The sequence below is a fragment of the Aquibium pacificum genome (assembly GCF_040839445.1).
Classification (GTDB): Bacteria; Pseudomonadota; Alphaproteobacteria; order Rhizobiales; family Rhizobiaceae; genus Aquibium; species Aquibium pacificus.
The window spans coordinates 976548-1001027 of sequence record NZ_JBDPGJ010000002.1 but is presented as its reverse complement, the minus strand read 5'-3'; the positions used below and the strand labels follow the sequence as shown (position 1 = coordinate 1001027).

22 protein-coding genes are annotated in these 24480 nt (G+C 65.4%); 14 read left to right on the top strand and 8 right to left on the bottom strand.

Annotated features, from left to right (window positions below):
- Nucleotides 1-259: 259 nt before the first annotated feature.
- On the bottom strand, nt 260-1018 hold the full coding sequence (locus tag ABGN05_RS11255; RefSeq protein ID WP_367954101.1) for a sulfite exporter TauE/SafE family protein: 759 nt from the start codon (nt 1016-1018) through the stop codon (nt 260-262).
- A gap of 177 nt (nt 1019-1195) precedes the next feature.
- On the opposite strand from ABGN05_RS11255, the gene ABGN05_RS11250 reads away from it, so the two are divergent.
- From ABGN05_RS11250 to ABGN05_RS11230, 5 genes are all read left to right on the top strand, one after another.
- Nucleotides 1196-1858, top strand: a complete 663-nt coding sequence (locus tag ABGN05_RS11250; RefSeq protein ID WP_373695913.1) for a thiamine phosphate synthase — start codon at nt 1196-1198, stop codon at nt 1856-1858.
- Nucleotides 1855-2847 (top strand): SEL1-like repeat protein, encoded by a 993-nt coding sequence (locus tag ABGN05_RS11245; RefSeq protein WP_367954099.1) that lies wholly within the window; start codon nt 1855-1857, stop codon nt 2845-2847. Before ABGN05_RS11250 ends, ABGN05_RS11245 begins: the two co-directional genes overlap by 4 nt.
- 110 nt (nt 2848-2957) lie before the next feature.
- A complete protein-coding gene (locus ABGN05_RS11240) occupies nt 2958-3356 on the top strand; it encodes a VOC family protein (protein WP_367954098.1) in 399 nt (132 codons plus the stop codon).
- Between the two features lie 190 nt (nt 3357-3546).
- On the top strand, nt 3547-4113 hold the full coding sequence (efp, locus tag ABGN05_RS11235) for an elongation factor P (protein ID WP_367954097.1): 567 nt from the start codon (nt 3547-3549) through the stop codon (nt 4111-4113).
- Between the two features lie 30 nt (nt 4114-4143).
- Nucleotides 4144-4944, top strand: a complete 801-nt coding sequence (locus tag ABGN05_RS11230; protein WP_367954096.1) for an inositol monophosphatase family protein — start codon at nt 4144-4146, stop codon at nt 4942-4944.
- Nucleotides 4945-4971: 27 nt separating this feature from the next.
- On the opposite strand, the gene ABGN05_RS11225 is transcribed toward ABGN05_RS11230, so the two are convergent.
- Entirely contained in the window at nt 4972-5766 is a 795-nt protein-coding gene (locus tag ABGN05_RS11225) for a 3-hydroxybutyrate dehydrogenase (RefSeq protein ID WP_367954095.1), read from the bottom strand.
- A 208-nt stretch (nt 5767-5974) separates the two neighbouring features.
- Here ABGN05_RS11225 and ABGN05_RS11220 point away from each other — a divergent pair, with 208 nt between their 5' ends.
- A complete protein-coding gene (locus ABGN05_RS11220; protein WP_367954094.1) occupies nt 5975-7603 on the top strand; it encodes an MFS transporter in 1629 nt (542 codons plus the stop codon).
- Between the two features lie 47 nt (nt 7604-7650).
- On the opposite strand, the gene ABGN05_RS11215 is transcribed toward ABGN05_RS11220, so the two are convergent.
- Both ABGN05_RS11215 and ABGN05_RS11210 read right to left on the bottom strand, forming a co-directional pair.
- Nucleotides 7651-10731: an efflux RND transporter permease subunit gene (locus ABGN05_RS11215; RefSeq protein ID WP_367954093.1), complete on the bottom strand. Its 3081-nt coding sequence runs from the start codon at nt 10729-10731 to the stop codon at nt 7651-7653.
- The gene (locus tag ABGN05_RS11210) at nt 10728-11855 is read right to left on the bottom strand and encodes an efflux RND transporter periplasmic adaptor subunit (RefSeq protein ID WP_367954092.1); all 1128 of its coding nucleotides are present in this window, start codon (nt 11853-11855) and stop codon (nt 10728-10730) included. Before ABGN05_RS11210 ends, ABGN05_RS11215 begins: the two co-directional genes overlap by 4 nt.
- A gap of 132 nt (nt 11856-11987) precedes the next feature.
- Between ABGN05_RS11210 and ABGN05_RS11205 the strand changes: the two genes are divergently transcribed.
- The 3 genes from ABGN05_RS11205 to ABGN05_RS11195 all read left to right on the top strand — a co-directional run bounded on the left by ABGN05_RS11205 (nt 11988) and on the right by ABGN05_RS11195 (nt 14785).
- Nucleotides 11988-12524: a TetR/AcrR family transcriptional regulator gene (locus ABGN05_RS11205; protein WP_367954091.1), complete on the top strand. Its 537-nt coding sequence runs from the start codon at nt 11988-11990 to the stop codon at nt 12522-12524.
- A 112-nt stretch (nt 12525-12636) separates the two neighbouring features.
- On the top strand, nt 12637-13911 hold the full coding sequence (gene ispG, locus ABGN05_RS11200; protein ID WP_367954090.1) for a flavodoxin-dependent (E)-4-hydroxy-3-methylbut-2-enyl-diphosphate synthase: 1275 nt from the start codon (nt 12637-12639) through the stop codon (nt 13909-13911).
- A 4-nt stretch (nt 13912-13915) separates the two neighbouring features.
- On the top strand, nt 13916-14785 hold the full coding sequence (locus ABGN05_RS11195; RefSeq protein WP_367954089.1) for a lytic transglycosylase domain-containing protein: 870 nt from the start codon (nt 13916-13918) through the stop codon (nt 14783-14785).
- 11 nt (nt 14786-14796) lie between these two features.
- Here the strand turns inward: ABGN05_RS11195 and ABGN05_RS11190 are convergent, their stop codons facing one another.
- Nucleotides 14797-17307, bottom strand: a complete 2511-nt coding sequence (locus ABGN05_RS11190; RefSeq protein ID WP_367954088.1) for a response regulator — start codon at nt 17305-17307, stop codon at nt 14797-14799.
- 95 nt (nt 17308-17402) lie between these two features.
- Nucleotides 17403-18281, bottom strand: a complete 879-nt coding sequence (locus ABGN05_RS11185; RefSeq protein ID WP_367954087.1) for a polyprenyl synthetase family protein — start codon at nt 18279-18281, stop codon at nt 17403-17405.
- Nucleotides 18282-18423: 142 nt separating this feature from the next.
- Here ABGN05_RS11185 and mtgA point away from each other — a divergent pair, with 142 nt between their 5' ends.
- From mtgA to ABGN05_RS11170, 3 genes are all read left to right on the top strand, one after another.
- On the top strand, nt 18424-19188 hold the full coding sequence (gene mtgA, locus ABGN05_RS11180; RefSeq protein WP_373695912.1) for a monofunctional biosynthetic peptidoglycan transglycosylase: 765 nt from the start codon (nt 18424-18426) through the stop codon (nt 19186-19188).
- 158 nt (nt 19189-19346) lie between these two features.
- A complete protein-coding gene (gene rpmF, locus ABGN05_RS11175; protein WP_072607725.1) occupies nt 19347-19529 on the top strand; it encodes a 50S ribosomal protein L32 in 183 nt (60 codons plus the stop codon).
- Nucleotides 19530-19662: 133 nt separating this feature from the next.
- The gene (locus tag ABGN05_RS11170; protein ID WP_367954085.1) at nt 19663-20064 is read left to right on the top strand and encodes a hypothetical protein; all 402 of its coding nucleotides are present in this window, start codon (nt 19663-19665) and stop codon (nt 20062-20064) included.
- 10 nt (nt 20065-20074) lie between these two features.
- Here the strand turns inward: ABGN05_RS11170 and ABGN05_RS11165 are convergent, their stop codons facing one another.
- A complete protein-coding gene (locus ABGN05_RS11165) occupies nt 20075-20506 on the bottom strand; it encodes a GlcG/HbpS family heme-binding protein (protein ID WP_367954084.1) in 432 nt (143 codons plus the stop codon).
- Between the two features lie 111 nt (nt 20507-20617).
- Here ABGN05_RS11165 and ABGN05_RS11160 point away from each other — a divergent pair, with 111 nt between their 5' ends.
- Complete coding sequence (locus ABGN05_RS11160; protein WP_367954083.1) at nt 20618-22204, top strand: gamma-glutamyltransferase family protein; 1587 nt, start codon at nt 20618-20620, stop codon at nt 22202-22204.
- A gap of 362 nt (nt 22205-22566) precedes the next feature.
- Nucleotides 22567-23661, top strand: coding sequence for an acyltransferase family protein (locus ABGN05_RS11155; protein ID WP_367954082.1), 1095 nt, complete (start codon nt 22567-22569; stop codon nt 23659-23661).
- A gap of 11 nt (nt 23662-23672) precedes the next feature.
- Here the strand turns inward: ABGN05_RS11155 and phaR are convergent, their stop codons facing one another.
- Entirely contained in the window at nt 23673-24281 is a 609-nt protein-coding gene (gene phaR / locus ABGN05_RS11150) for a polyhydroxyalkanoate synthesis repressor PhaR (RefSeq protein WP_367954081.1), read from the bottom strand.
- Nucleotides 24282-24480 lie beyond the last annotated feature (199 nt).

The window sequence follows — 24480 nt, the reverse complement described above, 5'->3', positions numbered from 1 at the left end:
GGCCGGAATGCTCCCTGTCCATGTAACCTCCCCTTCATTTCGCATCTCGGCGCGCATCTCACCTTCGTGCTCCGCCACAGTGGCGTGTCGACAGCCCCCTCGCAAGCGGGATCATGCAATGAGAGACGGCATCGAAAGGACTATTCGAGAGCGGGTTGTGCGACATGGTCGCCCGGCTGTCCTCAAGATCCTGCTCGCCAGGGACCGAGCGCCCTGGCCAGGCCCGCACGAGGGAGTTGTGCGCACCCGTTGGAGCAATTCAGAACACTGCCACCGCCCCGTCCCACAGCAGCTTCACCGCGACGAGCCCGACGGTGACGTAGGTGACCGAATAGAACAATTCCGGCTTCATGCGCTTGACGATGAACACGCCGGCGAGCGTGGCGACGAAGGCCACGGGCATCAGCACGAACGATGCCGAGAGATTGGTTGTATCGAGCTCCCCGAGCGCGAAGTACGGGACGAGCTTCACCGCGTTCATCACGGCGAAGTAGATCACGCTGGTGCCGACATAGACCTTGGGGTCGAGCTTGAGCGGAAGGGCATAGACCTGGAAGGGCGGGCCGCCGGCATGCGCGACGAAGCTGGTGAAGCCGCTGACGGTGCTCCAGACGATCCCCCGCGGAACGCTGTGCGGCCGCGCGTTCTCGGCGCGCGACAGCTTCTGCAGGAACCATCGCGAGACGAAAAGCAGGGTGACGATGCCAAGGATCAGCCGCACCATGTCCGGCGTCACGATCGCGGCTGTCAGCCAGCCGATGCCGATGCCGACCATCGCGCCCGGAAGCATGATCACCAGTGTCCGTCGGTCGAGGAAGCCTCGCCACGACCAGAGCGAGACCATGTCCATCAGGACGAGGATCGGCAGCAGGATCGCGGCGGCCTGGACCGGCGACATGGCGAGCGCCATCAGCGGCACGCCGACCAGCGCCATCGCGCCGCCGAGCCCGCCCTTGGCCAGCCCGACGAGGGCGACCGCCGGGATCGCAACGGCATAGAAGAGGGGATCGGAGAGCAAGGGCGTTCTGGATCGCGCGGTGGGAGGACACCCCCGCTTAGCCGCATACCGACAGCATTGCGAGGGGAAACTCGGACGCGGATACCTCGCTGCATCCGCTGGCCAAGCGGCGGCCTCTCCTTTATGCCCAATTGCCACCACGATCCCGAGCCATAGGCCTGCCGCAGAATGGACCCGATGCAACCCATAATCCCCGACCGCTGCCGGCTCGTGCTGATCGCGCCGCAGGAGGACGATGCCTCCGTGCTGGAAGCGGCTATCCGCGCCGCTCTCTCGGGCGGAGACGTCGCATCGCTTATACTGCCGCAGTACGGGCTCGACGACGCGGCGTTCCAGAAGCTGGCGGAGCGGATCGTGCCGGTGGCCCAGGAAGCTGGCGCCGCCGTCATGATCGCCGGCGACACGCGGGTCGCCGCCCGCGTCAAGGCCGACGGCGTCCATGTCGAGGGCGGCCGCGCCGCGCTGGCCGATGCCATCGACCGACTGCAGGACAAGATGATGGTCGGGACCGGCGGCGCCAAGACGCGCGACGACGCGCTGGAACTCGGCGAACTGCGCCCGGACTACCTGTTTTTCGGCCGCTTCGGCTACGACACGGATCCGCAGCCGCATCCCCGCAACCTGACGCTCGGGCGCTGGTGGGCCGAGATGATCGAGGTCCCCTGCATCGTCATGGGCTCGAGCGAGATTGCGTCCGTGCGCCAGGTATCCGAGACCGGGGCCGAGTTCGTAGCCCTGTCGCGCGCCGTCTTCGGCGAAGGCGTCGATCCCGCCGCAGCGGTCGCGGAGGCCAATCGCCTGCTCGACGAGGCCGCGCAGGCACCCGGGAAGGAAACGTGAAGCCGATCGCCCTGTTCATGGCTGCGGCGGTCTGCGCGATCGTGCCTTCCGCCTCCTTTTCGGCGGAACCGGCTGGGCCGAAGGCAGCCAAGCCGGAGAAAGCACAGGAACAACAGGCCGGCGGCGCAGCCGGTTCGGCCGTGGATCTGCTCCGCTTCGGCAAAAAGACCTCCGATGCCGCCTTCGGCGCCTTCCAGCGTGGCCTCTACATCACCGCCTACAACCTGGCGCTCCCGCGCGCAGAAAAAGGCGATCCTGCGGCCCAGACGCTGGTCGCAGAGATTCTCTCGCGGGGCCTTGGCGTCGCGCGCAAACCTGCGGAAGCGGCGGAATGGTACGGCAAGGCCGCGGAGGCCGGCATCCCGGAGGCGCGCTTCCAGTTCGCCCTGGTCCTGATCGACGGCAAGTATGCGGGTAAGGACCCGGAGAGGGCCTTCGAACTGATGAAATCCGCGGCCGATACGGGTCACAGGCTGGCTGCCTTCAATCTCGCCCAGATGCTGATCGATCGCGAGCCGGGGCCGCGCGGCCTCGAACGGGCGATCCCCTACTACGAAAAAGCAGCGAGGGCGGGGCTCGCCGATGCGCAGTACGCCATGGCGCAGCTCTACGAAAACGGCGTCGGCGGCTTGAACGACGACGCCAAGGCGCTCTCCTACCTCACGCTCGCCGCCCGTCAGAACTTCGACACCGCCCAACTCGACCTCGCGACCTGGCTGATCGAGGGACGGCTGGGCAAGCCCGACTACGAGGCGGGTTTCGCCTGGATGAAGCGCGCCGCCGAAAGCGGTAACGTCGCCGCGCAGAACCGTCTCGCAAAGCTCTACGTCTACGGCCTCGGCACAGAGCCGGACCCGATCCTGGCCGCGGCCTGGTACATCATCGCCCGCCGGGTAGGCCTTCGCGACGTCGAGATGGACGATTTTCTCCAGGGTCTCACGCCCGAACAGCAGAAGACGGCGATCGAACGGGCGAACCGGCTGCGCTGACGCGGCGGGTCCTTGAGCAGGCGCTGAACCCTGCTGCCAGAACGGCGTCAGTAGGCCCCGTGCGATAAGTCCCCCAGCCGCGACCCAGCGGCATCACAGAGGGACCCATCATGAAATTTGCTTCCGTGCGCCTGATCGCCGCCGATATCGAGAAGATGGTCGCCTTTTATGAGCGGGTAACGGAGACGACCGCCGAATGGCTGGCGCCGCAGTTCGCCGAGATCGTCACGCCGTCGGCGGCGCTCGCCATCGGCAGTTCCGAAACGGTAGCGATCTTCGCCGAGGGCAGCGCCGAACCCGGCGCCAACCGGACCGTCATCATCGAGTTCATGGTCGACGACGTCGACGCCGCCTACGAACGGTTGAAGGACGGATTGGATCTGGTGCACCCGCCCAAGACCATGCCGTGGGGCAACCGGTCAGTCCAGTTCCGCGATCCGGAAGGCACGGCGGTGGCCCTATTCATGCCACAGACGGATGCGGCCAAGGCGCGCTTCGCCTCGCGGTAGGTTCGTTCGATCGAACTCCGGCGGGGCAGGTGCGGGCCGCGCCCTCCCCGCCGTGCCGTGCGTGATGACCCGCTTGGCCGCGCAGACTTCGATCGGATAGCGGAGGCTCCCTTGCCTCTCTAGTCGATTTGTGGTCTTGGGAGCGCCGAACTGCGCGGCTTGCGCGAAATCCCATTTCCGGAATACCCCAATGGCCAAGATCAACGGCAACGAAATCCGTCCCGGCAACGTCATCGAGCACAATGGCGGCCTGTGGGTCGCGGTTAAGACGAACGCGGTGAAGCCGGGCAAGGGCGGCGCCTACAACCAGGTCGAGCTGAAGAACCTGATCGACGGGACCAAGCTCAACGAGCGCTTCCGCTCCGCCGAGACGGTCGAGAAGGTGCGCCTCGAGCAGAAGGACTTCTCCTACCTCTACGAGCAGGGCGAGGCGCTGGTCTTCATGGACACCGAGAGCTACGAGCAGCTCGAGCTCCAGAAGGATTTCGTCGGCGACCGCGCGGCCTTCCTGCAGGACGGCATGATGGTGACTGTCGAGCTCTACGAGGAAAAGCCGATCGGCATCTCGCTGCCCGACCAGGTCGCCCTGACGATCACGGAAGCCGACCCGGTCGTGAAGGGCCAGACGGCGGCCTCGTCCTACAAGCCCGCGATCCTCGAGAACGGCATCCGCGTCATGGTCCCGCCCTTCATCGAGGCGGGCGAGAAGATCCTCGTCGACACGAACGAGATCACCTACATCCGCCGCGCCGAGTAGCGGCATCATCGGGAAGGCGGGTTTCGGCTGATGGCGTATTCGGCGCTGATGAGGGTCATGGTGGAGGCCGCGCGCAAGGCGGGCCGCTCGCTCGCGCGCGATTTCGGCGAGGTGCAAAACCTCCAGGTCTCCATGAAGGGTCCGGGCGACTATGTCAGCCAGGCCGACCGCAAGGCCGAAGAGATCATCTACACCGAACTGGCGCGTGCGCGTCCGGGCTACTCTTTCCTGATGGAAGAGCGCGGCGTGGTAGAGGGCGAGGACGCCCAGCACCGCTGGATCGTCGATCCTCTCGACGGCACCACGAATTTCCTGCACGGCATTCCGCTCTTCTCGATCTCGATCGCGCTGGAGCGCCAGGGCCAGCTGACGGCGGGCCTGGTCTACAATCCCGCCATGGACGAACTCTACACCGCCGAACGCGGCGGCGGCGCCTTCATGAACGACCGCCGGCTGCGCGTCGCTGGCCGCGCGAAACTGTCCGACAGCGTCATCGGCACCGGCATCCCCCATCTCGGCCGCGGCCACCACGGCAACGCGCTGATCGAATTGCGCAACGTCATGGGCGAGGTTTCCGGCATCCGCCGCATGGGCTCGGCCGCCCTCGACCTCGCCTACGTCGCGGCGGGCCGCATGGATGGTTTCTGGGAGAACGGGCTTTCGCCCTGGGACATGGCGGCCGGCATCCTGCTCGTCCGCGAGGCCGGCGGCTTCGTCAGCGACAGGGACGGCGGCCCCGGCATGCTGGACACCGGCGGCATCGTCGCCGGCAACGAGGCGATCCACAAGGCGCTCCTGAAGGAACTGAAGAAGCCAGCGCCGGTACGGTAAGCCGGTTTCTTCGCGTTTCGCAAATCGTCAGGCCGCGGTCCAGCCGCCGTCGACCGACAGCGTCGTGCCTGTGATCTGCGCGGCGTCTTCCGAACACAGGAACGCCGCCGCCCCGGCAATCTGCTCGACCGTCGCGAATTCCTTCGACGGCTGCTTTTCGAGGAGGATGTCGCGGATCGTCGTCTCCCGGTCGAGGCCCGCCTCCCGCGCGCGATCCTGGATCTGGGTCTCGACAAGCGGCGTGAGTACGAAGCCGGGACAGACGGCGTTGCAGGTCACGCCCTTGCCCGCGAGTTCCAGCGCGATCGTCTTGGTAAGCCCGACGACGCCATGCTTGGCGGCCACGTATGCGGACTTGTTGGGCGAGGCGCGCAGGCCGTGCGCCGAGGCGATGTTGACGATGCGGCCCCATCCGGCCTCGCGCATGCCGGGAATCGCCGCGGCCGCCGTGTGGAAGGCGGATGACAGGTTGATCGCGATGATTGCGTTCCACCTCTCGACCGGAAACTCCTCCACCGGCGCCACGTACTGGATGCCAGCGTTGTTGACGAGGATGTCGACCGACCCGAAACGCGATGCGCTCGCTTCGACAAGTGCCCTGCATTCGGCCGGCTTCGACATGTCGGCGCGGACATAGATCGCCTCGACGCCGTAGCGACGGGCGAGACCGGCGGCGATCGCATGATCCGCTTCGGCATCGGTGTAGGAATTCACCACGATATTGAAGCCGCCGGAAGCGAGGCGCTCGGCGATGGCCAGTCCTATCCCGGATGTCGACCCGGTGACGACGGCGGTCCTCCGGCTTTCGCGTGACGCACTCATGGTGGGCAGTCTCCTTTCGTTGCGGCGCCATATTGCGTTGCGACAGTCACAACGCAATGCAGCAGAAACACTTACCCCGGCGGCGCCCGTTCGCAATTGCTCCGAAACGGCGCGGGAAATGCCGTCGTCGGGCTTGGCGGGACGCTCCAACCCGCTATGACATGGTGGAGGAGAGATTCCCGGGGTCTTCAGGAAGGACATCGTCGCGGTGACAGAGCGGACATCCTCGCTTGCGCCGTTCGCGCATCCCGTTTTCCGGGACGTGTGGGTGGCGAGCCTGGCGTCGAACCTCGGCGCCCTGATCCAGGCGGTCGGCGCGGCGTGGCTCATGACCTCGATCGCCGCTTCGGCCGATCTCGTCGCGCTGGTTCAGGCGTCCACGACCCTTCCCGTCATGATCTTCTCGCTGGCATCCGGCGCTCTCGCGGACAGTTTCGATCGACGCCGCGTCATGATCGTGGCGCAGTTGTTCATGCTGACGATCTCGATCGCGCTGGCGCTCTTCGCCTGGTTAGGAACGATGTCGCCCTGGCTGCTGCTTGGCTTCACCTTCCTCATCGGCTGCGGGACGGCTCTCAACAACCCGTCCTGGCAGGCATCGGTGGGCGACATGGTTCCACGTTCCGCGCTTCCGGCGGCGGTCGCGCTCAACAGCGTCAACTTCAACCTGACACGCAGCGTCGGTCCTGCGATCGGCGGCCTCATCGTGGCGACCGCGGGCGCGGCTGCCGCCTTCGCGGTCAACGCCGTCAGCTACCTGCCGCTGATCTTCGTGCTGTCGCGATGGAAGCCCGACGCGCAGCCGAACAGCCTGCCGCCAGAACGCATGTGGACAGGGATGACCGCCGGGCTTCGCTACGTGGCGATGTCGCCGCATATCGAGAAGGTTCTCCTGCGCGGCTTCCTTTTCGGCTTCACGGCCGTCGTCGTGCTTGCATTGCTGCCCCTGGTGGCGCGCGACATACTGGATGGGGGCGCGTTGCTCTATGGCCTGATGCTCGGCTGCTACGGCATCGGCGCGGTCGGCGGCGCGTTTCTCGGCGGCCGGCTTCGGGAGTTCCTGTCCAACGAGACGATCGCCCGCATGGCCTTCATCGGATTCGCGGTCTCGGCTTCGCTGACCGCATGGAGCGGCCAGGCATGGCTGACCGGGCTCGCAGTCGGGCTCGGTGGTGCCTGCTGGGTCCTGGCACTGGCGCTCTTCAACGTCACCGTTCAACTCTCAACGCCGCGGTGGGTCCTCGGACGCGCGCTGGCGCTCTACCAGACCGCGACCTTCGGCGGAATGGCGCTGGGAAGCTGGGTCTGGGGTCTCGTTGCCGAGGAGTATTCGATTTCCGCATCGCTGCTGGCGGCGGCCGTCTTCATGGTCGCGGGTGCTGCCGTCGGGCTGCGCTTGGCCCTCCCCGATCGCTCGTCGCTCGACCTCGACCCGCTGAACCGCTGGAAGGCGCCGCCGCTGGCGCTCGATCTCCAGTCACGCAGCGGTCCGATGGTGATCCTGATAGAGTACGTCATTCGGGAAACGGATGTCCCCGCTTTTCTCGACGCCATGGCCGAGCGCCGCCGCATCCGCCGCCGCGACGGCGCGCGCCAGTGGGAACTGATGCGCGACACCGAGAAGCCGGAGCAATGGATCGAGAGCTTCCACGTCCCGACCTGGCTCGACTACGTGCGCCACAACCAGCGCACCACCAAGGCCGACGCGTCCGTCAGCGACACGATCCGCGCGTTGCACAGCGGCGCCGAACCGCCGCGCGTCCACAGGATGGTGGTCCGTCCCGCGACGCGCCGGGGCGTCGGGACGGAACTGAAGTCGCACGACGACCTCCACTGACACGGGCACTGGCCGCCCCGCCCCTAGTAGCTACGCACCCGCCGGCTTCATTCGGCGGGCGCCGCGCGAGGCCCGTAGGACGGCGTCTCCGGTTCGGCCGGCAGATCGCGCGCGGCCAGGAAGGTGTAGAACATCGGCACGACGAACAGCGTGAACATGGTGCCCACGATCAGGCCGGCGAAGATGACGAGGCCCATGGCCGAACGCGCCGCGGCGCCCGCGCCCGAGGCGGTGATGAGCGGCACCACACCGAGTGCCATAGCCGCGGTCGTCATCAGGATGGGGCGCAGGCGCGTCTTGGCCGAGGCGACGATCGCCTCGCGGCGTCCGAGCCCGTGCAGGTGCCGCTGCTGGTTTGCGAACTCCACCAAAAGGATGCCGTGCTTGGTGATGAGGCCGACGAGCGTAATCAGCCCTACCTGCGTGTAGATGTTCAGCGTGCCGAGCCCGATGTTGAGCGGCAGGATCGCGCCGAAGATCGACAGCGGCACCGACATCAGGATGATAAGCGGGTCGCGGAAGCTCTCGAACTGCGCCGCCAGTACGAGGTAGATGACCACGATGGCGAGCGCAAAGGCGATGACGATGGTGTTGCCCTGCTGGCTCTCGATGCGCGACTGGCCCGAATAGTCGATGAAGAAGCCGTCCGGCAGCAGCGGCCGGGCGATCTCCTCGATCGTCGTCAGGCCGTCGCCGCTCGATACGGTCGGGATAGGCAGGGCCGAGATTGTCGCGGCGTTGAGCTGGTTGAACTGCTCTATCGAGGCGGGCGAGGCATTGGTGGAGATGGAGACCACCGCCGACAGCGGCACCATTTCGCCGGACACCGAGCGGATGAAGAACTCGCCGAGCCGCTCGGGATTGTTCCGGAAGGCCTGCGGCACCTGCATGATGATGTCGTAGCTGTTGGAATCGCGGTCGAACTGAGCGACGGAGCCACCGCCGACGAGCAGCGCCAGCGTGGTGCCGATGTCGCTGATCGGCAGCGAAAGAGCGGCGGCGCGGTCGCGGTCGATCGTCACCGTTATCTGCGGCGCGTCGAAGGCGAGCGAGTTCTGCACGACGATGAACCGGCCGGACTGCTGCGCCTCAAGGCGAATCTTTTCCGCCACCTCGTAGACCCGCGCGGGATCGCCCGTCGAGCGGATGACGATGGAGATCGGCAGCCCGCCACCGGTGCCCGGCAGCGAGGGCGGGGCGAAGACGAGCGCCTGGACACCCGCCACCTTGGAGAGACGCGCCTGGATGTCGGCCTGGATCTCCTTCTGCGACCGCTCACGCTCGGACCAGTCCTTCAGCGCCCAGACGGAGAAGCCGGAATTCGTCTGTCCGCCCGAGCCGACGATCGAGAAGTTGGCCTTGACCTCCGGAATGTCGCTGGTCAGCTCACGGATCTGGTCGACGTAGAGCTGGGTGTATTCGGTGGTGGCATAGCGGGGCGCGGTGATGAGCGCGAACAGGGCTCCGGAATCCTCCTCCGGTGCCAGTTCGGTCGTGGTCTTGAAGAACATGAAGCCGGTGACCGAGACGAGGGCGATGACGATTAGCAAGGTGACCGGCCGGTAATTCAGGGACCCGCCGACCCAGCGCTCGTAGCCATTGGCGAAGCGGTCGAAGAACCGGTCGACCGCCTTCTGGAAGCGGCTGTGGTTGCCGGCCTTGAGGATGCGCGCGGACATCATCGGCGTGATGGTCAGGGCGACAATGCCGGAGATGATCACCGAACCCGCCAGGGTGAAGGCGAATTCGCGAAACAGCGAGCCGGTAAGACCGCCGGTGAACATCAGCGGTGCGAACACCGCCGCGAGCGTGATTGTCATGGCCACGATCGAGGATGTGATCTCTGCCATCCCCTTGTAGGCGGCCTGGAAAGGCGGCAGTCCCTCCTCGATGTGGCGGTGGATGTTTTCCACGACCACGATCGCGTCATCAACGACGAGGCCGATCGCCAGCACCATCGCCAGCAGCGACAGGAGGTTGATCGAATAGCCCATCATGAACAGCAGGAAGCAGACGCCGACCAGCGACAGCGGTATGGTGACCACCGGCATCACCACCGACCGGAACGATCCCAGGAACAAGAGGATGACGACGACGACGATCGCGACCGCCTCGGCGATCGTCTTGAAGACCTCCTCGATGGAGGCGCTGATGGTTTCCGTCGAATCGTAGACCAGCTCGATCGTCATGCCGTCGGGCAGGCTGGCGCTGATCGCAGGCAGTTCGTCGATCACGTCGGCGGAGGTGTCGAGCGGATTGGCGGAGGGTGTGGGGAAGATGCCGATGAAGGTGCCTTCCTCGCCGTTGAAGTTGACGACCGTATCCTCGCTTTCGGCTGCCAGTTCGACGTCCGCCACGTCGAAGAGCCGCACGATGCCGTCTTCGTCCGATTTCAGCGGCAGCTGCCCGAAGGCCTGCGGGTTCTGCAGGGTCGACCGGACGGTGATCGAGTTGGAAACGAAGGTGTTCTGCGTCTTGCCGGGAGCGGACAGGAAGTTCGACGCCCGGATCGCAGCCAGAACCTCGGCCGCGGTGAGGCCGCGCGACGCGAGCTTCACCGGGTCGACCCAGACCCGCATCGAGTATTCCTTCGCGCCGAGAACCTGCACGTCGGCGACGCCTTCGATCGTCGACATGCGCGGGCGGATGACGCGCTGGATGTACTCGGTCAACTGCTCGGCGGTCATGTTCGGGTTCTGCATCGCCAGGTACATGATGGCGAACTGCTGGCCCGTGCCCTTGACGATGACCGGATCGTCTGCGTCGGACGGCAGCTGGCCACGGACCTGGTTGACCTTGGCGATCACCTCGGTCAGCGCGGCGTCGGGATCTGCCCCCAGCTGCATCTGGACGGTGACCACCGATGCCGAGGGGCGGCTCTGCGAGGTCACGTAGTCGATGTTCTCGGTGGTCGAGACGGCGGCCGAGACCGGCGCCGTGATGAACCCCTGGATGAGATCGGCGCTTGCGCCCGGATAGGTCGTCGTGACGGTGATCACCGTCTCCTCGACCTTCGGGTATTGCCGGACCGACAGGCTGAACATGCCCTGCGCTCCAAGCAGCAGGATCAGGAAGGCCAGCACGGTCGACAGGACCGGGCGGCGGATGAAGACGGTGGAGATGTTCATTGCGCGGGCGCCTGCTCAGCCGTCAGCTGCGGCCGGACGGTGTTGTCGACGACGACGGGAGAGCCGTTGTTGAGGCGGTTCTGACCGGCCGTCACGACGAGGTCTCCGGGGCTCACGCCCTCTGTGATCTCGACGCGGCCATCCGAGCGCCGCCCGGTCTTCACGAAGACCTGGCGGGCGACCAGGCCGTCCTTCGCCTCGCCGGAAGCGTTCTCGGCGGGGCGCACGACATAGACGTAGTCGCCGTAGAGGCTGACGACGACCGCCGTCTGCGGCACGGCGATGACATTGTCCTCCCGCGGCAATTCCACGCGAACCTGCACGAACTGGCCGGGTGCCAGCTTGCCGTCCGGGTTCGATATCTCGGCGCGGATCAGCACCAGCCGGGTCGACGGGTCGACCTTCGGTTCGATGCCGGTGATCTTGCCGGTGAACGGCATGTCATTCTCGGTCACCCCGAAACGGACCGGCTGTCCGATCTCGACCTGGTCGAGGCTCTGCTCGGGGACCGAGAAATCCGCGCGCAGCACGTCGAGGTTCTGCAGCGTGGCCACGACCGTGCCGGGTGCGATGTACTGCCCGACATCGATCCGCGGAATGCCGAGCGTGCCGCCGAACGGCGCGACCAGGCGCTTCTGTTCGAGGACCGCCTCCAACTTGTCGACCTGCGCGGCGGAAGCCGACGCGGCGGCCTGCGCCTGCTCGACGGTGGTCTCGGAACCCACGCCGCGCTTCTGGAGTTCCTGCGCCCGCGTCAGGCTCTGGGCATCCAGCGCGGCCTGTGCGCGCTGGGCCGCCAGATCGGCCGCCTGCTGCGTGTCGTCGAGCTGGACGAGCAGATCGCCCTTCTCCACCTTCTCGTTGGCCTCGAAGTTGATCTCCTCGACGACGCCCGCGATCTCCACCGAGAGATCGACGCCGCGCGAGGCGCCCACCGTCCCGATCGCCTGGATCCCCGGCGTCCACGTGGCCGGCTCGACCTCCACGGTCGAAACGGTCGTCGGAGCGACGGGCATGTCGGCGAAGAACTGATCGATCGCGTTGTCGCGGAACATGTTGAAGCCGACGATACCGCCCACGACGATAACCAGCAGAACGATTGCGATGAGAAGGCGTTTGATCACGAAGGGCTCCGCGACGGGGTTCGAGCGGCGGGACGCATGTCGGTGCGGCATCATCCCACATAGGAAGCACTTGATAACTGTACCGTCTGGACGGTATTGTCAATCACGACCACGCCTGAGGGAGGACGCAGGTTGAGCACCACCAAAGCAAATTCGCGTGAACGGATCCTTGCGGCAGCCGCCGAACTTGCGCGCAATGCGGGACCGGGCAGCCTGTCGCTCGACGCCATCGCGCACCAGGCCGGAGTATCGAAGGGAGGGCTGCTCTACAATTTCCCGACCAAGGCAAAGCTCCTTCAGGGGCTGGTGGAGAAGCATCTCGGAGAAATGGAGCAGTCGCTCGATGCCGCGGCGGCCCGCGGGGAGCCGCTGCTTGCCGCATACATGCGCCTCATGGAGGGCAGTTCGGCGGAGGAGCGCCCGCCCGCATCCTGGATCTTTTCAGCCATCGCCGAGGATCCGGAGTTCTTGGCGCCGATCAACCAGTTCCGGCGCCGGCTGCTGGCGCGCCTGCGCGCGGAGACGCACGATCTCGCAGGCGTCCTCGTCGCCTTCTTCGCCATGGAAGGCCTTCTGTGCATGAAGCTCTTCGACGACGAGCTGCTCGACGCCGAGGACCGCCGCCTTATCATCGAAAGGGCACGGGCGGTCGCGGGGGGCGGGTCCTGATGCCTATGATGGCCCCTGCCGACACAGGATCGTCGCCATTTTGCTTCACGCTTGACATGGCGGAGGTGCTCCGCCACCTGAATTGCATCCCGAACCGTCGCGGAGCCGACAGATGAACGCCATTGCGCCGATCCAGAAGGCCGCCGGGCAAGGTCCCGCGCCGCGCCGCCAGTCCGTCGGCGTCGACGTCGGCGGCGTCCTGGTCGGCGGCTCGGCGCCGGTCGTCGTGCAGTCGATGACCAACACCGACACGGCCGACATCGACGCGACGGTCGCACAGGTCGCCGCCCTCCACCGTGCCGGATCGGAGATCGTGCGCATCACCGTCGACCGCGACGAGAGCGCGGCGGCCGTGCCCCGCATCCGCGACCGCCTGGCGCGGCTCGGCGTCGACGTGCCGCTGGTCGGCGACTTCCACTATATCGGCCACAAGCTCCTCGCCGATCATCCGGCCTGCGCCGAGGCTCTGGCCAAGTACCGCATCAACCCGGGGAACGTCGGCTTCAAGGAGAAGAAGGACCGCCAGTTCGCGGCGATCGTCGAAACCGCGATCCGGCACGACAAGCCGGTGCGGATCGGCGTGAACTGGGGGTCGCTCGACCAGGACCTGCTGACACGCTTGATGGACGAGAACCAGAACGCCGGCTCGCCGCTGACCGCGGTGGAGGTGATGCGAGAGGCGATCGTCCAGTCGGCGCTCTTGTCGGCCGAACTCGCCGAGGAGATCGGGCTGCCGCGCAACCGCATCATCCTGTCGGCCAAGGTCAGCCAGGTGCAGGACCTGATCGCCGTCTATGCCGAACTGGCGCGCCGCTCGGACCACGCGCTGCATCTCGGTCTGACCGAGGCCGGCATGGGCACCAAGGGCATCGTCGCCTCGTCCGCAGCCATGGGCATCCTGCTGCAGCAAGGCATCGGCGACACGATCCGCATATCGCTTACCCCCGAACCCGGCGGTGATCGCACCCGCGAGGTGCAGGTGGCGCAGGAACTGCTCCAGACCATGGGATTCCGCCAGTTCGTGCCGATCGTCGCAGCCTGCCCGGGTTGCGGGCGCACCACATCCACCGTGTTCCAAGAACTCGCCCAAGCCATCCAGGACGACCTTCGCCGCAACATGCCGGTCTGGCGCGAGAAGTATCCGGGCGTCGAGGAACTCAAGGTCGCGGTGATGGGCTGCATCGTCAACGGTCCCGGCGAATCCAAGCACGCCGACATCGGCATCTCGCTTCCGGGAACCGGCGAGACGCCCACCGCTCCGGTCTTCGTCGACGGCCGCAAGGCCGCGACCCTCCGCGGTCCGGCGATCGCTGCGGAGTTCCAGCAGATGGTTGCCGACTACATCGAGCAGCGCTTCGGCGCGGGCGGGCGGCACGCAGCGGAGTAGAGCCGTGCGGCCGCGGGGCGCGCTGGCGGGGATCATCCTGGCCGCTGCGGCTGTTGCCTCTCCGCCAGCATCGGCCGATCCTCCGGGGCCGCGCCCGAAAAAGCCCCAACCCGTCACCGTCGAGCGCATCTGCGATCTGATCGAAACGCACGCGAAGAGCAACGAGCTTCCCCCGGAGTTCCTCGCGCGGCTGATCTGGAAGGAGAGCCGCTTCGATCCGAACGCGGTCAGCCCCGCCGGCGCGGAAGGCATCGCGCAATTCATGCCGGGCACCGCGAAACTGCGCGGCCTGGCCGACAGTTTCGACGTCGAGCAGGCAATTCCCGCTTCCGCCGCCTATCTTGGCGAGCTTCGAACAGGGTTCGGCAATCTCGGCCTGGCCGCGGCCGCTTACAATGCTGGCGAAGGCCGCGTGGGGCGCTGGCTGCGCCAAGGCGGTTTCCTGCCGCTCGAAACGGAAAACTACGTCCTCGATATCCTGGGCGAGCCCGCCGAGAACTTCATCGACCGCTCCGTTCCGGTGGTCGTCCCGCCGCTCCAGGAGGAAAAGAATTTCGAGGAATCCTGCGAGGCGCTTCCGGTCACCATGAGCGCCACCGTGCCGATGGCTTCGGTGCATGTGAAGCCATGGGGAATCCAGGTCGCCGGGAACTTCCGCCGCGCGGCGGCAGTGAGGCAGTATCAGCGGGTGAAGGCACGTTTCCCGGCGCTGCTTTCCGACCACGAGCCGGTGGTGAGCCGTATACGCAGCCCGATCGGCCGGCGCGGCATCTATGCCGTGAGGATCGGCGCCGACGATCGCGCCGAGGCCGACGCCATCTGCCGCCAGCTGCGCGGCGTGGGCGGTTCCTGCGTGGTGCTGCGCAATAGGTGATCCGGTTGGGATCAGGCCGTGCGCGCCATCTCGCCGCCGCCGATCCAGGTCTCCACCTTCAGCGACAGCTTGTTCGGCGAGACCGGCTTGGAGAGATAGTCGTCCATCCCCGCCTCCAGGCATTTCTCCCTGTCGCCCTTCAGCGCATGGGCCGTGATGCCGATGACCGGGGTATGGACGCCCGTTCCGCGCTCCGCCTCGCGGATCGCGCGGGTCGCTTCCAGTCCGTTCATCTCCGGCATCGAGACGTCCATGAGGATGATCCTCGGCTTGAGCAGCCGATGCATCTCGACTGCCGACCGGCCGTTGCCGGCGATGCGGTAGCTCAGCCCCAGGCCCTCGAGGATCTGGCGAAGAACCAGCTGGTTGACCTCGTTGTCCTCGGCGACGAGGACGTCCAGCGGTCCCGGCTTGTTGATGGTCTGGGCAGAGATCCGGCGCTCGGTCGGCTCGACCACACGGACGCGGGTGGGGAAGGGAACAGTCTCCGACGTCCGCACCGGCCGGATCGCCGTCCTCGCCCTTTGCATGACCGACACCAGCGTTTCGAGCAGCGCCGAGGAGCGTGCCGGCTTGTGGAGGTGCGCGGCGATGCCGAACTCGATCGCCAGGCGCGCCGTCTGTGCCTGGTCCACCGACGTGAGAAGCACGACCGGAACCGGGGCGATCTTCGGATTGTCCCGGATGGACTTTGCCACCTCCCCACCGTTCATGCCCGGCATCTGGTAGTCCAGGACGACGCAGTCGACCGGAATGCCGAGCTGCCGCGCCCGCTCCAGGAAGGCGATGCCGACCGCTCCGCTCTCGACGGCGGCGCAGTCGAAGCCCCAACTCTTCAACTGTTCGACGAGGATGTCGCGGTTGACCGGATTGTCGTCGATCGCAAGCACCCGCGCACCTGTGACGTCGACCGGGACGACCGGTCTGGACGCGACACCCGAATTGTCGACCCGCAGCGAAATGGTGAACGAGAAGGTCGATCCCTCCCCGACCGAGCTCTCCACCGCGATCTTCCCGCCCATCAGTTCCACCAGCCGCGAGGCGATGGCGAGCCCCAGCCCGGTTCCCTCGTGCCGGCGGGTCGACGAGGCATCGACCTGTGCGAACTTGTCGAATACCGCGGACAGCTTGTCCTGCGGAATGCCGATGCCGGTGTCCTCGACGCGCAGCGTGATGTCCACGGTCTCTCCGCGCACCGTGCCGGAGATATCGACCAGGACGTGTCCCTTCTCGGTAAACTTCACGGCGTTGCCGACCAGGTTGGTGGCGATCTGGCGGAAGCGGCCGACGTCTCCGACCACGGAAACCGGCAGCGCTGGATCGACCCGGACGATGAGTTCGAGGTCCTTCTCCGCGACCTTTGCCGAAACCAGCGTCGCGACGTCCTCGATCGCCTCGCCGATGCGGAACGGCGCGGGATCGAGTTCCAGCTGCCCGGCATCGATCTTGGAGAAGTCGAGGATGTCGTTGATGATCGTCAGCAGCGAATTGCCCGACTTCAGGATGACGTCGACGAACATCGACTGCCGCTTATCGAGTTCCGTACGCTCCAGCAGTTCCGCCATGCCCATCACCCCGTTCATCGGAGTACGGATCTCATGGCTCATGTTCGCCAGGAATTCCGACTTGGCGCGATCGGCGGCCTCCGCCTTCAGCTTCGCGCCTTCCACTGTCTCCTTGGCCAGGCGCAGATCCTCGTGCGCATGATAGATATTGCGCATCATCGGTTCGAAGATGCGCAGCCCCACCAGGCCGCCTGCCACGACCATGACGATTGCCACGACGAGCAGCGACAGCTGCAACGTCCCGTATCGCGAGATCATCTCCTCGTTGAGCTGGTCGAGGGACCGCGACAGGTTCGGGCGAAGGCGATCGTTGGCGAGCTGCTTCAGTTGCAGGAAGACCCGCTGCGCGGCGGGTTGCGAATAATCCCGGAAGATGTCCAGCCGGTCGGCATGGGTGAGCACCTCGCGAATGTCGCGTTTCAGGGATGCGGCGCCGTCTCCCTCCCAGATCTCGCGGACGGCCTTCGGTGCTTCTACGCCGATGATGGTGTTGAGAAGCGCGTGTTTGTCCGGTCCCTCGCCGGCGGGCACACTTCCAGACTCTTCACCCGCCGTTATCGAACGGCTTTCGCCGACCATGACATCCCCTTCGATCGCATGCTCCAGTGCCTCGTAGGCTGCCTGGAGACGATCGAGCGCATCGCGCAAATCGGCGCGGATCAGCGAAATTTCGGCCGGAGTGCCTAGGGCCTGCACCTGGCCGGAGGAACCGAGGCCGGTCGTCTCGACGGAAGCCGATTTGCCGATGCGCGTGTTGTCGAGCCGGATCGTCTGGTAGAGCACGTCGCTCGTGGCGTCGGCCATCGAGGCGATCACCGCCCCGAACTTCACGTTCGTCTTGGCCAGTTCGGACTGCCACATCATGAAGCCCGTTCCTGCGGAAACGGCCAGGATGAACCCCGCGAGAATCGCGTAGATCCGACCGCGCATGTAGGAACGCGTGATGACTGAAGACATGGCGTACCCGAAAACTGAACTCGCCCGAATGTCCGTAAACATCGAGCAATCGTCTTAAACCGGGCTTAACGTTCGGCTTTTTCGCCCTACCGGGATCAGTGGTTTCGCTCGACGACGAAACGCGCGGCGGTGCGAAGCATTGTACCCGCGGCGCCGAACGGGCGCAGCAGGTCGCTGGCCTGATCCATCAGGCCGGACAGCTGCCGGCGTGTCCAATCGATGCCGTGCAGGCCTGCGAGTGTCGCCTTTCCCGCCGCCGCGTCCTTGCCCGCCGCCTTGCCGAGCGTGGCGGCGTCGGACGTCAGGTCGAGAAGGTCGTCGGCAAGCTGGAAGGCGAGGCCGACTGCGGAGCCGAATTCGGCCAGCCGCTCGCGATCGGCGGGGCTTGCCTGCCCGACGATCGCGCCGGCCTCGCAGGCGAAGCGGATGAGCGCCCCGGTCTTCATGGCCTGGAGCCGGAGAATGCCCTCCTCACCGGGCGTCTGCCGCTCGGCCGTGAGGTCGAGGAACTGTCCACCGGCCATGCCGCCCAGGCCCGCCGCCCGCGCGAGTCGGGTGACGAGTTCGATACGTCGTTCCGCCGGAAGTTCCGTCTCGTCGCTGGCGATGATGTCGAAAGCGTATGTCAGCAGGCTGTCGCCGGCCAAGATCGCCGTCGCCTCGTCGAAGGCCCGGTGCACGGTCGGCTGTCCCCGCCGCAGGTCGTCGTCGTCCATGGCGGGAAGGTCGTCGTGGATCAACGAATAGCAATGGACGCATTCGAGCGCCGCGGCGACCCGCAGGGGGGCCGGACCGGTCGCGCCGAACAGGGCGGCGCTCTCCAGCAACAGGAACGGCCGCAGCCGCTTTCCCCCGCTCAGGGCGCCATGGCGAATAGCCTGCATCAGGCCGGACGGCCGCGCCACTTCGCCGTCGCGCGGGCGATCATCGAGAAGGGAGCGCAGCATGGATTCCACGGCATCGGCATGTGCCATGCGCGTCGCTTCGAAGAGGGTTTCGACATCGGCTTGCATGGCGGCGAGCGATGGCCGCAAATTCTTCGGGGGTCAAGCACGGCGTGCGGGCGTTGCGCCGGGAGTTCGCGCGCTTTATGTCCACGGCAGGTGAAGCGACAGTATGCCCGTTTTGGAAACACCCGAAATTGACCCAGAGCCCGCGGAGGGCCCAATGGCGCGCCGCGCGGCGAAACAGAGACAATCCCGTTCCAGGCTGCGCAGGTGGCTGGGCCTCGTCGTGGTGGCGCTGGTCGCGCTCGCCCTCATACCGGTAGCCCTGACGCTCCTCTATCTGCTGCCCTTCGTCCATCCGATCTCGACCCTGATGGCGAAGAACCTCGTCACCCTCGAGGGCTACGAGCGCGAATGGGTTCCCCTGGAGGAAATCGCGCCGGTCCTCGTCCACTCCGTGATCATGTCGGAGGACGGCCAGTTCTGCTCACACAGGGGCATCGACTGGGGCGCGCTGAACGAGGTGATCGACGGCGCGCTGGCGGGCGAGGAGACCCGCGGCGCCTCGACGATACCCATGCAGACGGTCAAGAACCTGTTCCTCTGGCAGGGGCGCTCCTTCGTGCGCAAGGCGCTGGAAGCCCCGATGGCGCTCGCCTTCGATGCGGCGGTCTCCAAGAAGCGCACGATGGAAATCTACCTCAACATCGTGGAGTGGGGACCCGGCATCTATGGCGCCGAAGCCGCGGCGCAGCACCATTTCGGAGTATCGGCGGCCAAGCTGTCGCGCCGGCAGGCGGCCCTTCTCGCGGTGACGCTTCCCAACCCGATCGCCCGGACGCCCGGACGCCCGACGCCCGGACTGAACAGGCTCGCCAGCGTCATCGAGAAACGGGCGCAACAGGCCGGCTCCCACATCCGTTGCGTCAAATAGGTCGCCAAGCGCGACGGTGCGACAAAAATTTGGCGACCCCGCTGGCCAAAGCGGGCTCCAGCGTGTATAGGCACGCGACTTTCAAAAAACAGCCTGTCGCGACTGGCTCTTCGAAACGAGGGCGCGGCGGGCTTTGACCGATCGATGGAGCAGGTTCCATGGCTGTACCGAAAAGAAAAACCTCGCCGTCCAAGCGCGGCATGCGTCGCGCCGCCGATGCGTTGAAGGCCCCGACCTACGTCGAGGACAAGAATTCGGGCGAACTTCGCCGTCCGCACCACATCGACTTGAAGACCGGCATGTATCGCGGCCGTCAGGTTCTCGAATCCAAGGAAAGCTGAGCCTCCTTCAGGCTTCTTTCCCGTAGCGCATCGACCGGCTTCGCGCCGGTCTTTTGCGTTTGTGGCCGGGCATCATCTTGACGCTGCGTTCCGGCCCGCTACACCGGTGCGGACCTTACAAAGCGAGTGCGCAATGGCCTCCATCCCGCTGCTGATCGTCCCGTTCATCATTTTCAATCTCGGCCTTGCCGGAATGCTCGGAGGCGGAGCGGCCGGGCCGTGGGAGCAGGTGCTCTTCACCATCCCGATGATGTCGGGTGGCGACTGGTCGATGACGCTCGGCGACCTGACCATCCTGATCGCACTCATCCTGCTCTTCGTCGAGATCATGAAATCGACGCGGACGTCGAACGCCTCGGTCATCGACCACCTCCTCTCGACCTTCGTCTTCGTCGCCTATCTCGTCGAATTCCTCCTGGTGCGCGGCGCTGCGCATTCGGTCTTCTTCATCCTGCTCGTCATCGCCCTGGTCGATCTCGTGGCCGGCTTTTCCGTCTCGATCCGCTCGGCGGGACGCGACGTCAGCTTCAACTGAGGCCGCCGGCTCAACCTCCGTCCGCCGCGAATCCCGCGGCTTCGATGCCGGCGACCGCCGCAGCCTCGTCGTTGTCCGACGTATCGCCTGATATTCCGACCGCGCCCACGATCTCTCCGTCGCGGTTCAGGATGAGCACGCCCCCCGCAACCGCGACGATCCGTCCGCCCGAAACATCTGACACGCCAGCCATGAGGTGCGGGCGTTCCTTGGCGAACGCTTCCAGCCGGCGCGAACCCGCACCGATCGAAAGCGCCCCGTAGGCCTTTCCTGCCGACATTTGCGGCCTGAGGAAGGACGCACCATCCTGACGCTGGAACGCGACGAGGTGCCCGCCCGCATCCAGCACAGAAACGCCGAGGGGCTTGAGCCCCAGTTCCGCGCCCCGGGCGAACGCCCCCTCGATGATGGCGTTGGCAGTGGCGAGTGTCAGTGAGGTCATCTACCTGTCCTTCCGTCCATGGATCACACCGCCAAACCGTGCCAGAAAGTCGCGGTGAGTCGGTCGGCGGCACTATTGCGACTGCCTGTGTCACGAACAAGAGGCGCGGCTATGCGCAAATTCGATATGCCGGGCCGTTCGCCCGTCGTCGCCGAGAACGGGATGGCGGCGACGTCGCACCCGCTGGCAACCGCAAGCGCCATTTCGGTCCTGAGGGACGGCGGCAACGCGGTCGACGCCGCGATCGCGGCCGCCGCGACGCTGGCGGTGGTGGAGCCCCACATGACGGGCATCGGCGGAGACTGCTTCGTCATTGTGGCCGAGCCGGACGGCACGCTGCATGGCCTGAACGGCTCCGGCCGCGCGCCCGCTGGAGCGCACGCGGCGTGGTATCGCGAACGCGGCTTCACGGAAATTCCCGCCACCGGCCCGCACAGCGTGACCGTTCCCGGCGCGATCAAGGCCTGGGAGGTGCTGTCGCAGCGCTTCGGAACCAGAGGCTTCGAGGCGCTTTTCACCGACGCTATCCGATACGCGGAGGAGGGTTTCGCGATCCACCCGCGCGTGGCCCGCGACTGGGCGCGATACGCGGCGGAACTCGCCGCCGACGAGGGCGGCCGGATCCACTATCTGTCGAACGGACGGACACCTGCGGTCTTTTCGCGGCACCGGCTGCCGGCACTCGGCGCCACGCTACGCCGGATCGCCGGAAAGGGCTCGGCCGCCTTCTACGAGGGCGAGGTCGCGTCCGAGATCGCAAGGACAATACGCGAGAAGGGCGGCTTCCTTAGCGAGGAGGATCTGGCGAAGGTTTCCGCCGATTGGGTCGAGCCGATCACGACGGGCTATCGCGGATACGACGTCTTCGAGATACCGCCGAACGGACAGGGCCTGACTGCCCTTATCATGCTGAACCTCATGAACGAACTGCGCGTCGAGCGGACCTCGGTCGACGGCCCCGACCGCTGGCACCTGATGATCGAGGCGGCGCGCCTCGCTTATGCGGTGCGGGATCGCCACATCGCCGATCCGGCCTCCATGACCTGCGAAACCAAGGACCTGCTCGACGCGGCCTACACGGAGGCGCTCGCAGGCGGCTACATGCCCGGGCGCCGAAACGGGAACATCGCGCTTCCTCCGATCCCGAATTCAGACACGATTTACCTCTGCGTCGTCGACGGCGACCGCCGCGCGGTCTCCTTCATCAATTCGCTCTATTCCGGCTTCGGTTCCAAGATCGTCACGCCTGCCTCCGGCATCGCGCTCCAGAACCGCGGCGCCTGCTTCACGCTGGAGGAAGGCCACCCCAACGAGCTCTCGCCGGCCAAGCGTCCGATGCACACCATCATCCCGGGCATGGCGACGAAGGACGGGAAGCCCTCGTGCGCCTTTGGCGTCATGGGCGGCGCCTACCAGCCGATGGGCCATGCGCTGGTCCTGTCGAACATGCTCGATTTCGGCATGGACCCGCAGCAGGCGGTCGACTTCCCGCGGCTGTTCTGGGGCGAGGACGGCACGCTGGAAGCGGAGACGGGCATACCGGCCGGCGTCCGCTCCGAACTCGCCGCAAGGGGACACACGCTACGCGATGCCCTCGGCCCCTGGGGCGGCGCCCAAATCATAGCCATCGACTACGAAAGCGGATTCCTGATCGGCGGATCGGATCCACGCAAGGATGGGTGTGCATTGGGGTGGTAGTTCCCGCTCGATGAGGAAAAGAGGCTTGCCTGCTCAAACGATCAGTTCATCATACATGCCTTTCTCTCGCGTGACTGTCGGAACGACGCGCCGACCAGGTTGTCCTTACTTCCACGGCTTTCCGATGACTGGTACTTGCCTACAGTGCGGTATCCTGCCAAGACGGCACCGGTCGAGATTGTAGTCTCGGCACTCTTCTTCACTGGCCGTCGTGGCGGGGATGGTTGGCTCATTGGCCAGATCGCAGACATTGTCACAGCGACCAGATGCCAAAGCGTGCCGGACGAAGATGGTCCACCATCGGGACGTGTTTCATTTGTCTGAGACTGTGACACTGAACACGGTACAGAATTAGAAAAAGCATGCAACGTCCGCCACTTCATGCCCTGACGTCGCTTCGGTTCTTCGCCGCGGGAGCGATCGTGCTTTTCCACCTGGGCGGCTTGATGCCGTTCGGTTATGTGTTCGGTCTCGCAAACGGAGTATCGCTGTTCTTCGTTCTGTCAGGTTTTATCCTGACCTATAACTACCCAGTCCTGCATGACAAGATCGGTCGGTTTTATCTCGCCCGTTTCGCCCGTCTCTGGCCGGTCCACATATTCACACTGGGCCTAGCCATGTTCCTGCTGCCGAGCTTGGGGACCGGGGCCATGACCGAAAACGGGTTGAAGCTCCTCTTCGCCAATATCTTCCTGCTTCAGTCGTGGGTACCAAAGAACGGCTTCGTCTTCTCGTTCAACGGCGTCTCGTGGAGCATTTCGACCGAAATGTTCTTCTATGCCGCATTCCCGATAGCACTTCTCTGTCGCAGGATTTACCTACTCGCTGCGCTCGCATTCGCGGTCAGCCTTGCCGTCGTGACCTATATCCATATCACGGGTGCGCCGCTCGGCATGACGTCGCCGGGAAGCTGGACATGGCATCACATTATGCTTCACTTCCCGCCAATGCGGTTGTTCGAGTTCCTCACCGGGATGGCAACCGCCAGACTTTTTCTAGCGCGCGGCAGTATTTCCTACGACACGACGTGGCTGGAATGCGGTGCGATCGCCGCTGTGATCGGCTCAGTCGCCCTGATGGGTTTCATCACGGGGGCATACGGGGCCTGGTTCAGCCAAACGGGAAGTTTTCTGGCTTTTGCCTTCCTGATCTATGTTCTCGCTGCGGGAAATGGTGTGATCCGCCGCAGCCTTGAGCATCCTATCCTTATACGGCTTGGGGAAATCAGCTTCGCCACTTACATGGTCCATTCGCTGCTGCTCAAACACGCAACGCAGGCAAAGATGATCGCCACATGGAACCAGTCTGCGGCGGCGATCATGCTCCTGTTGGTAATCTACATTACATCTTATGCAATCTGGCGGCTTGTAGAAGTGCCTGCACGACAGGCCATATTGTCGGCGCGGCCGATGTCCCTGCTCCGGCGGGACAAGGCCGTCTCAGGTACTTCCAGCTAAGCCAGCAGCCCTCACCCCATCCGGTCGATCTTGCGCTGCATGGCTGCGATCTGTTCCTTCAGCTCCTTCAACTCGTCGCCGCTCTGGGCGGCCGGTTCGGGCTGTTCCTCCGGCTCCGCTCCGGCGGCCGGCCCGCCCTGAGGCGGAAAGGGCGTGAACAGGCGCATGGCGTTCTGGAACATCTCGATGTTGCGTCTGGTCTGTTCCTCGAGCGCCTTGATCGGTGTCGCGACGTTCATCATCTCCATCGGCGATTTCGCCATCGTCGACTTCATCTGCTCGCGGAACCGCTCCTGCTCCTTGGCGAAGGCGATCATCGACTGTTCCAGGAAGCTCGGCACGACCATCTGCATCTGGTCGCCGTAGAACGAGATGAGCTGGCGCAGGAAGGGCACGGGTAGCATGTTCTGCCCGTCCTTGTTCTCCAGTTCGAAGATGATCTGCGTCAGCACCGGGTGGGTGATGTCGTCCCCGGACTTGGCATCCTGAACCTTGAAGTCCTCGCCCTTCTTGACCATTTCGGCCAGGTCTTCGAGCGTGACGTAGGTTGATGTGCCGGTGTTGTAGAGGCGGCGGTTTGCATATTTTTTTATGACCACCGGATCGTCTTTGACAGGCACGCGACCCTCCCAGACTTTGGAATATGAAGCGCGATCGGTCGAACGCGCCATGCCCGGCGATGAGGATATGCCTAAATCATCGCCGATTGAAAGCGGTTTGTGCAGTGCACGAGACCGGGCCGGACGGACAGCCTTTCTCGCCAAGATGGCGCGGAGCCCGGCCATGCGCCTGCGAAAGGCAAAGCCGCCGCCGCCGATT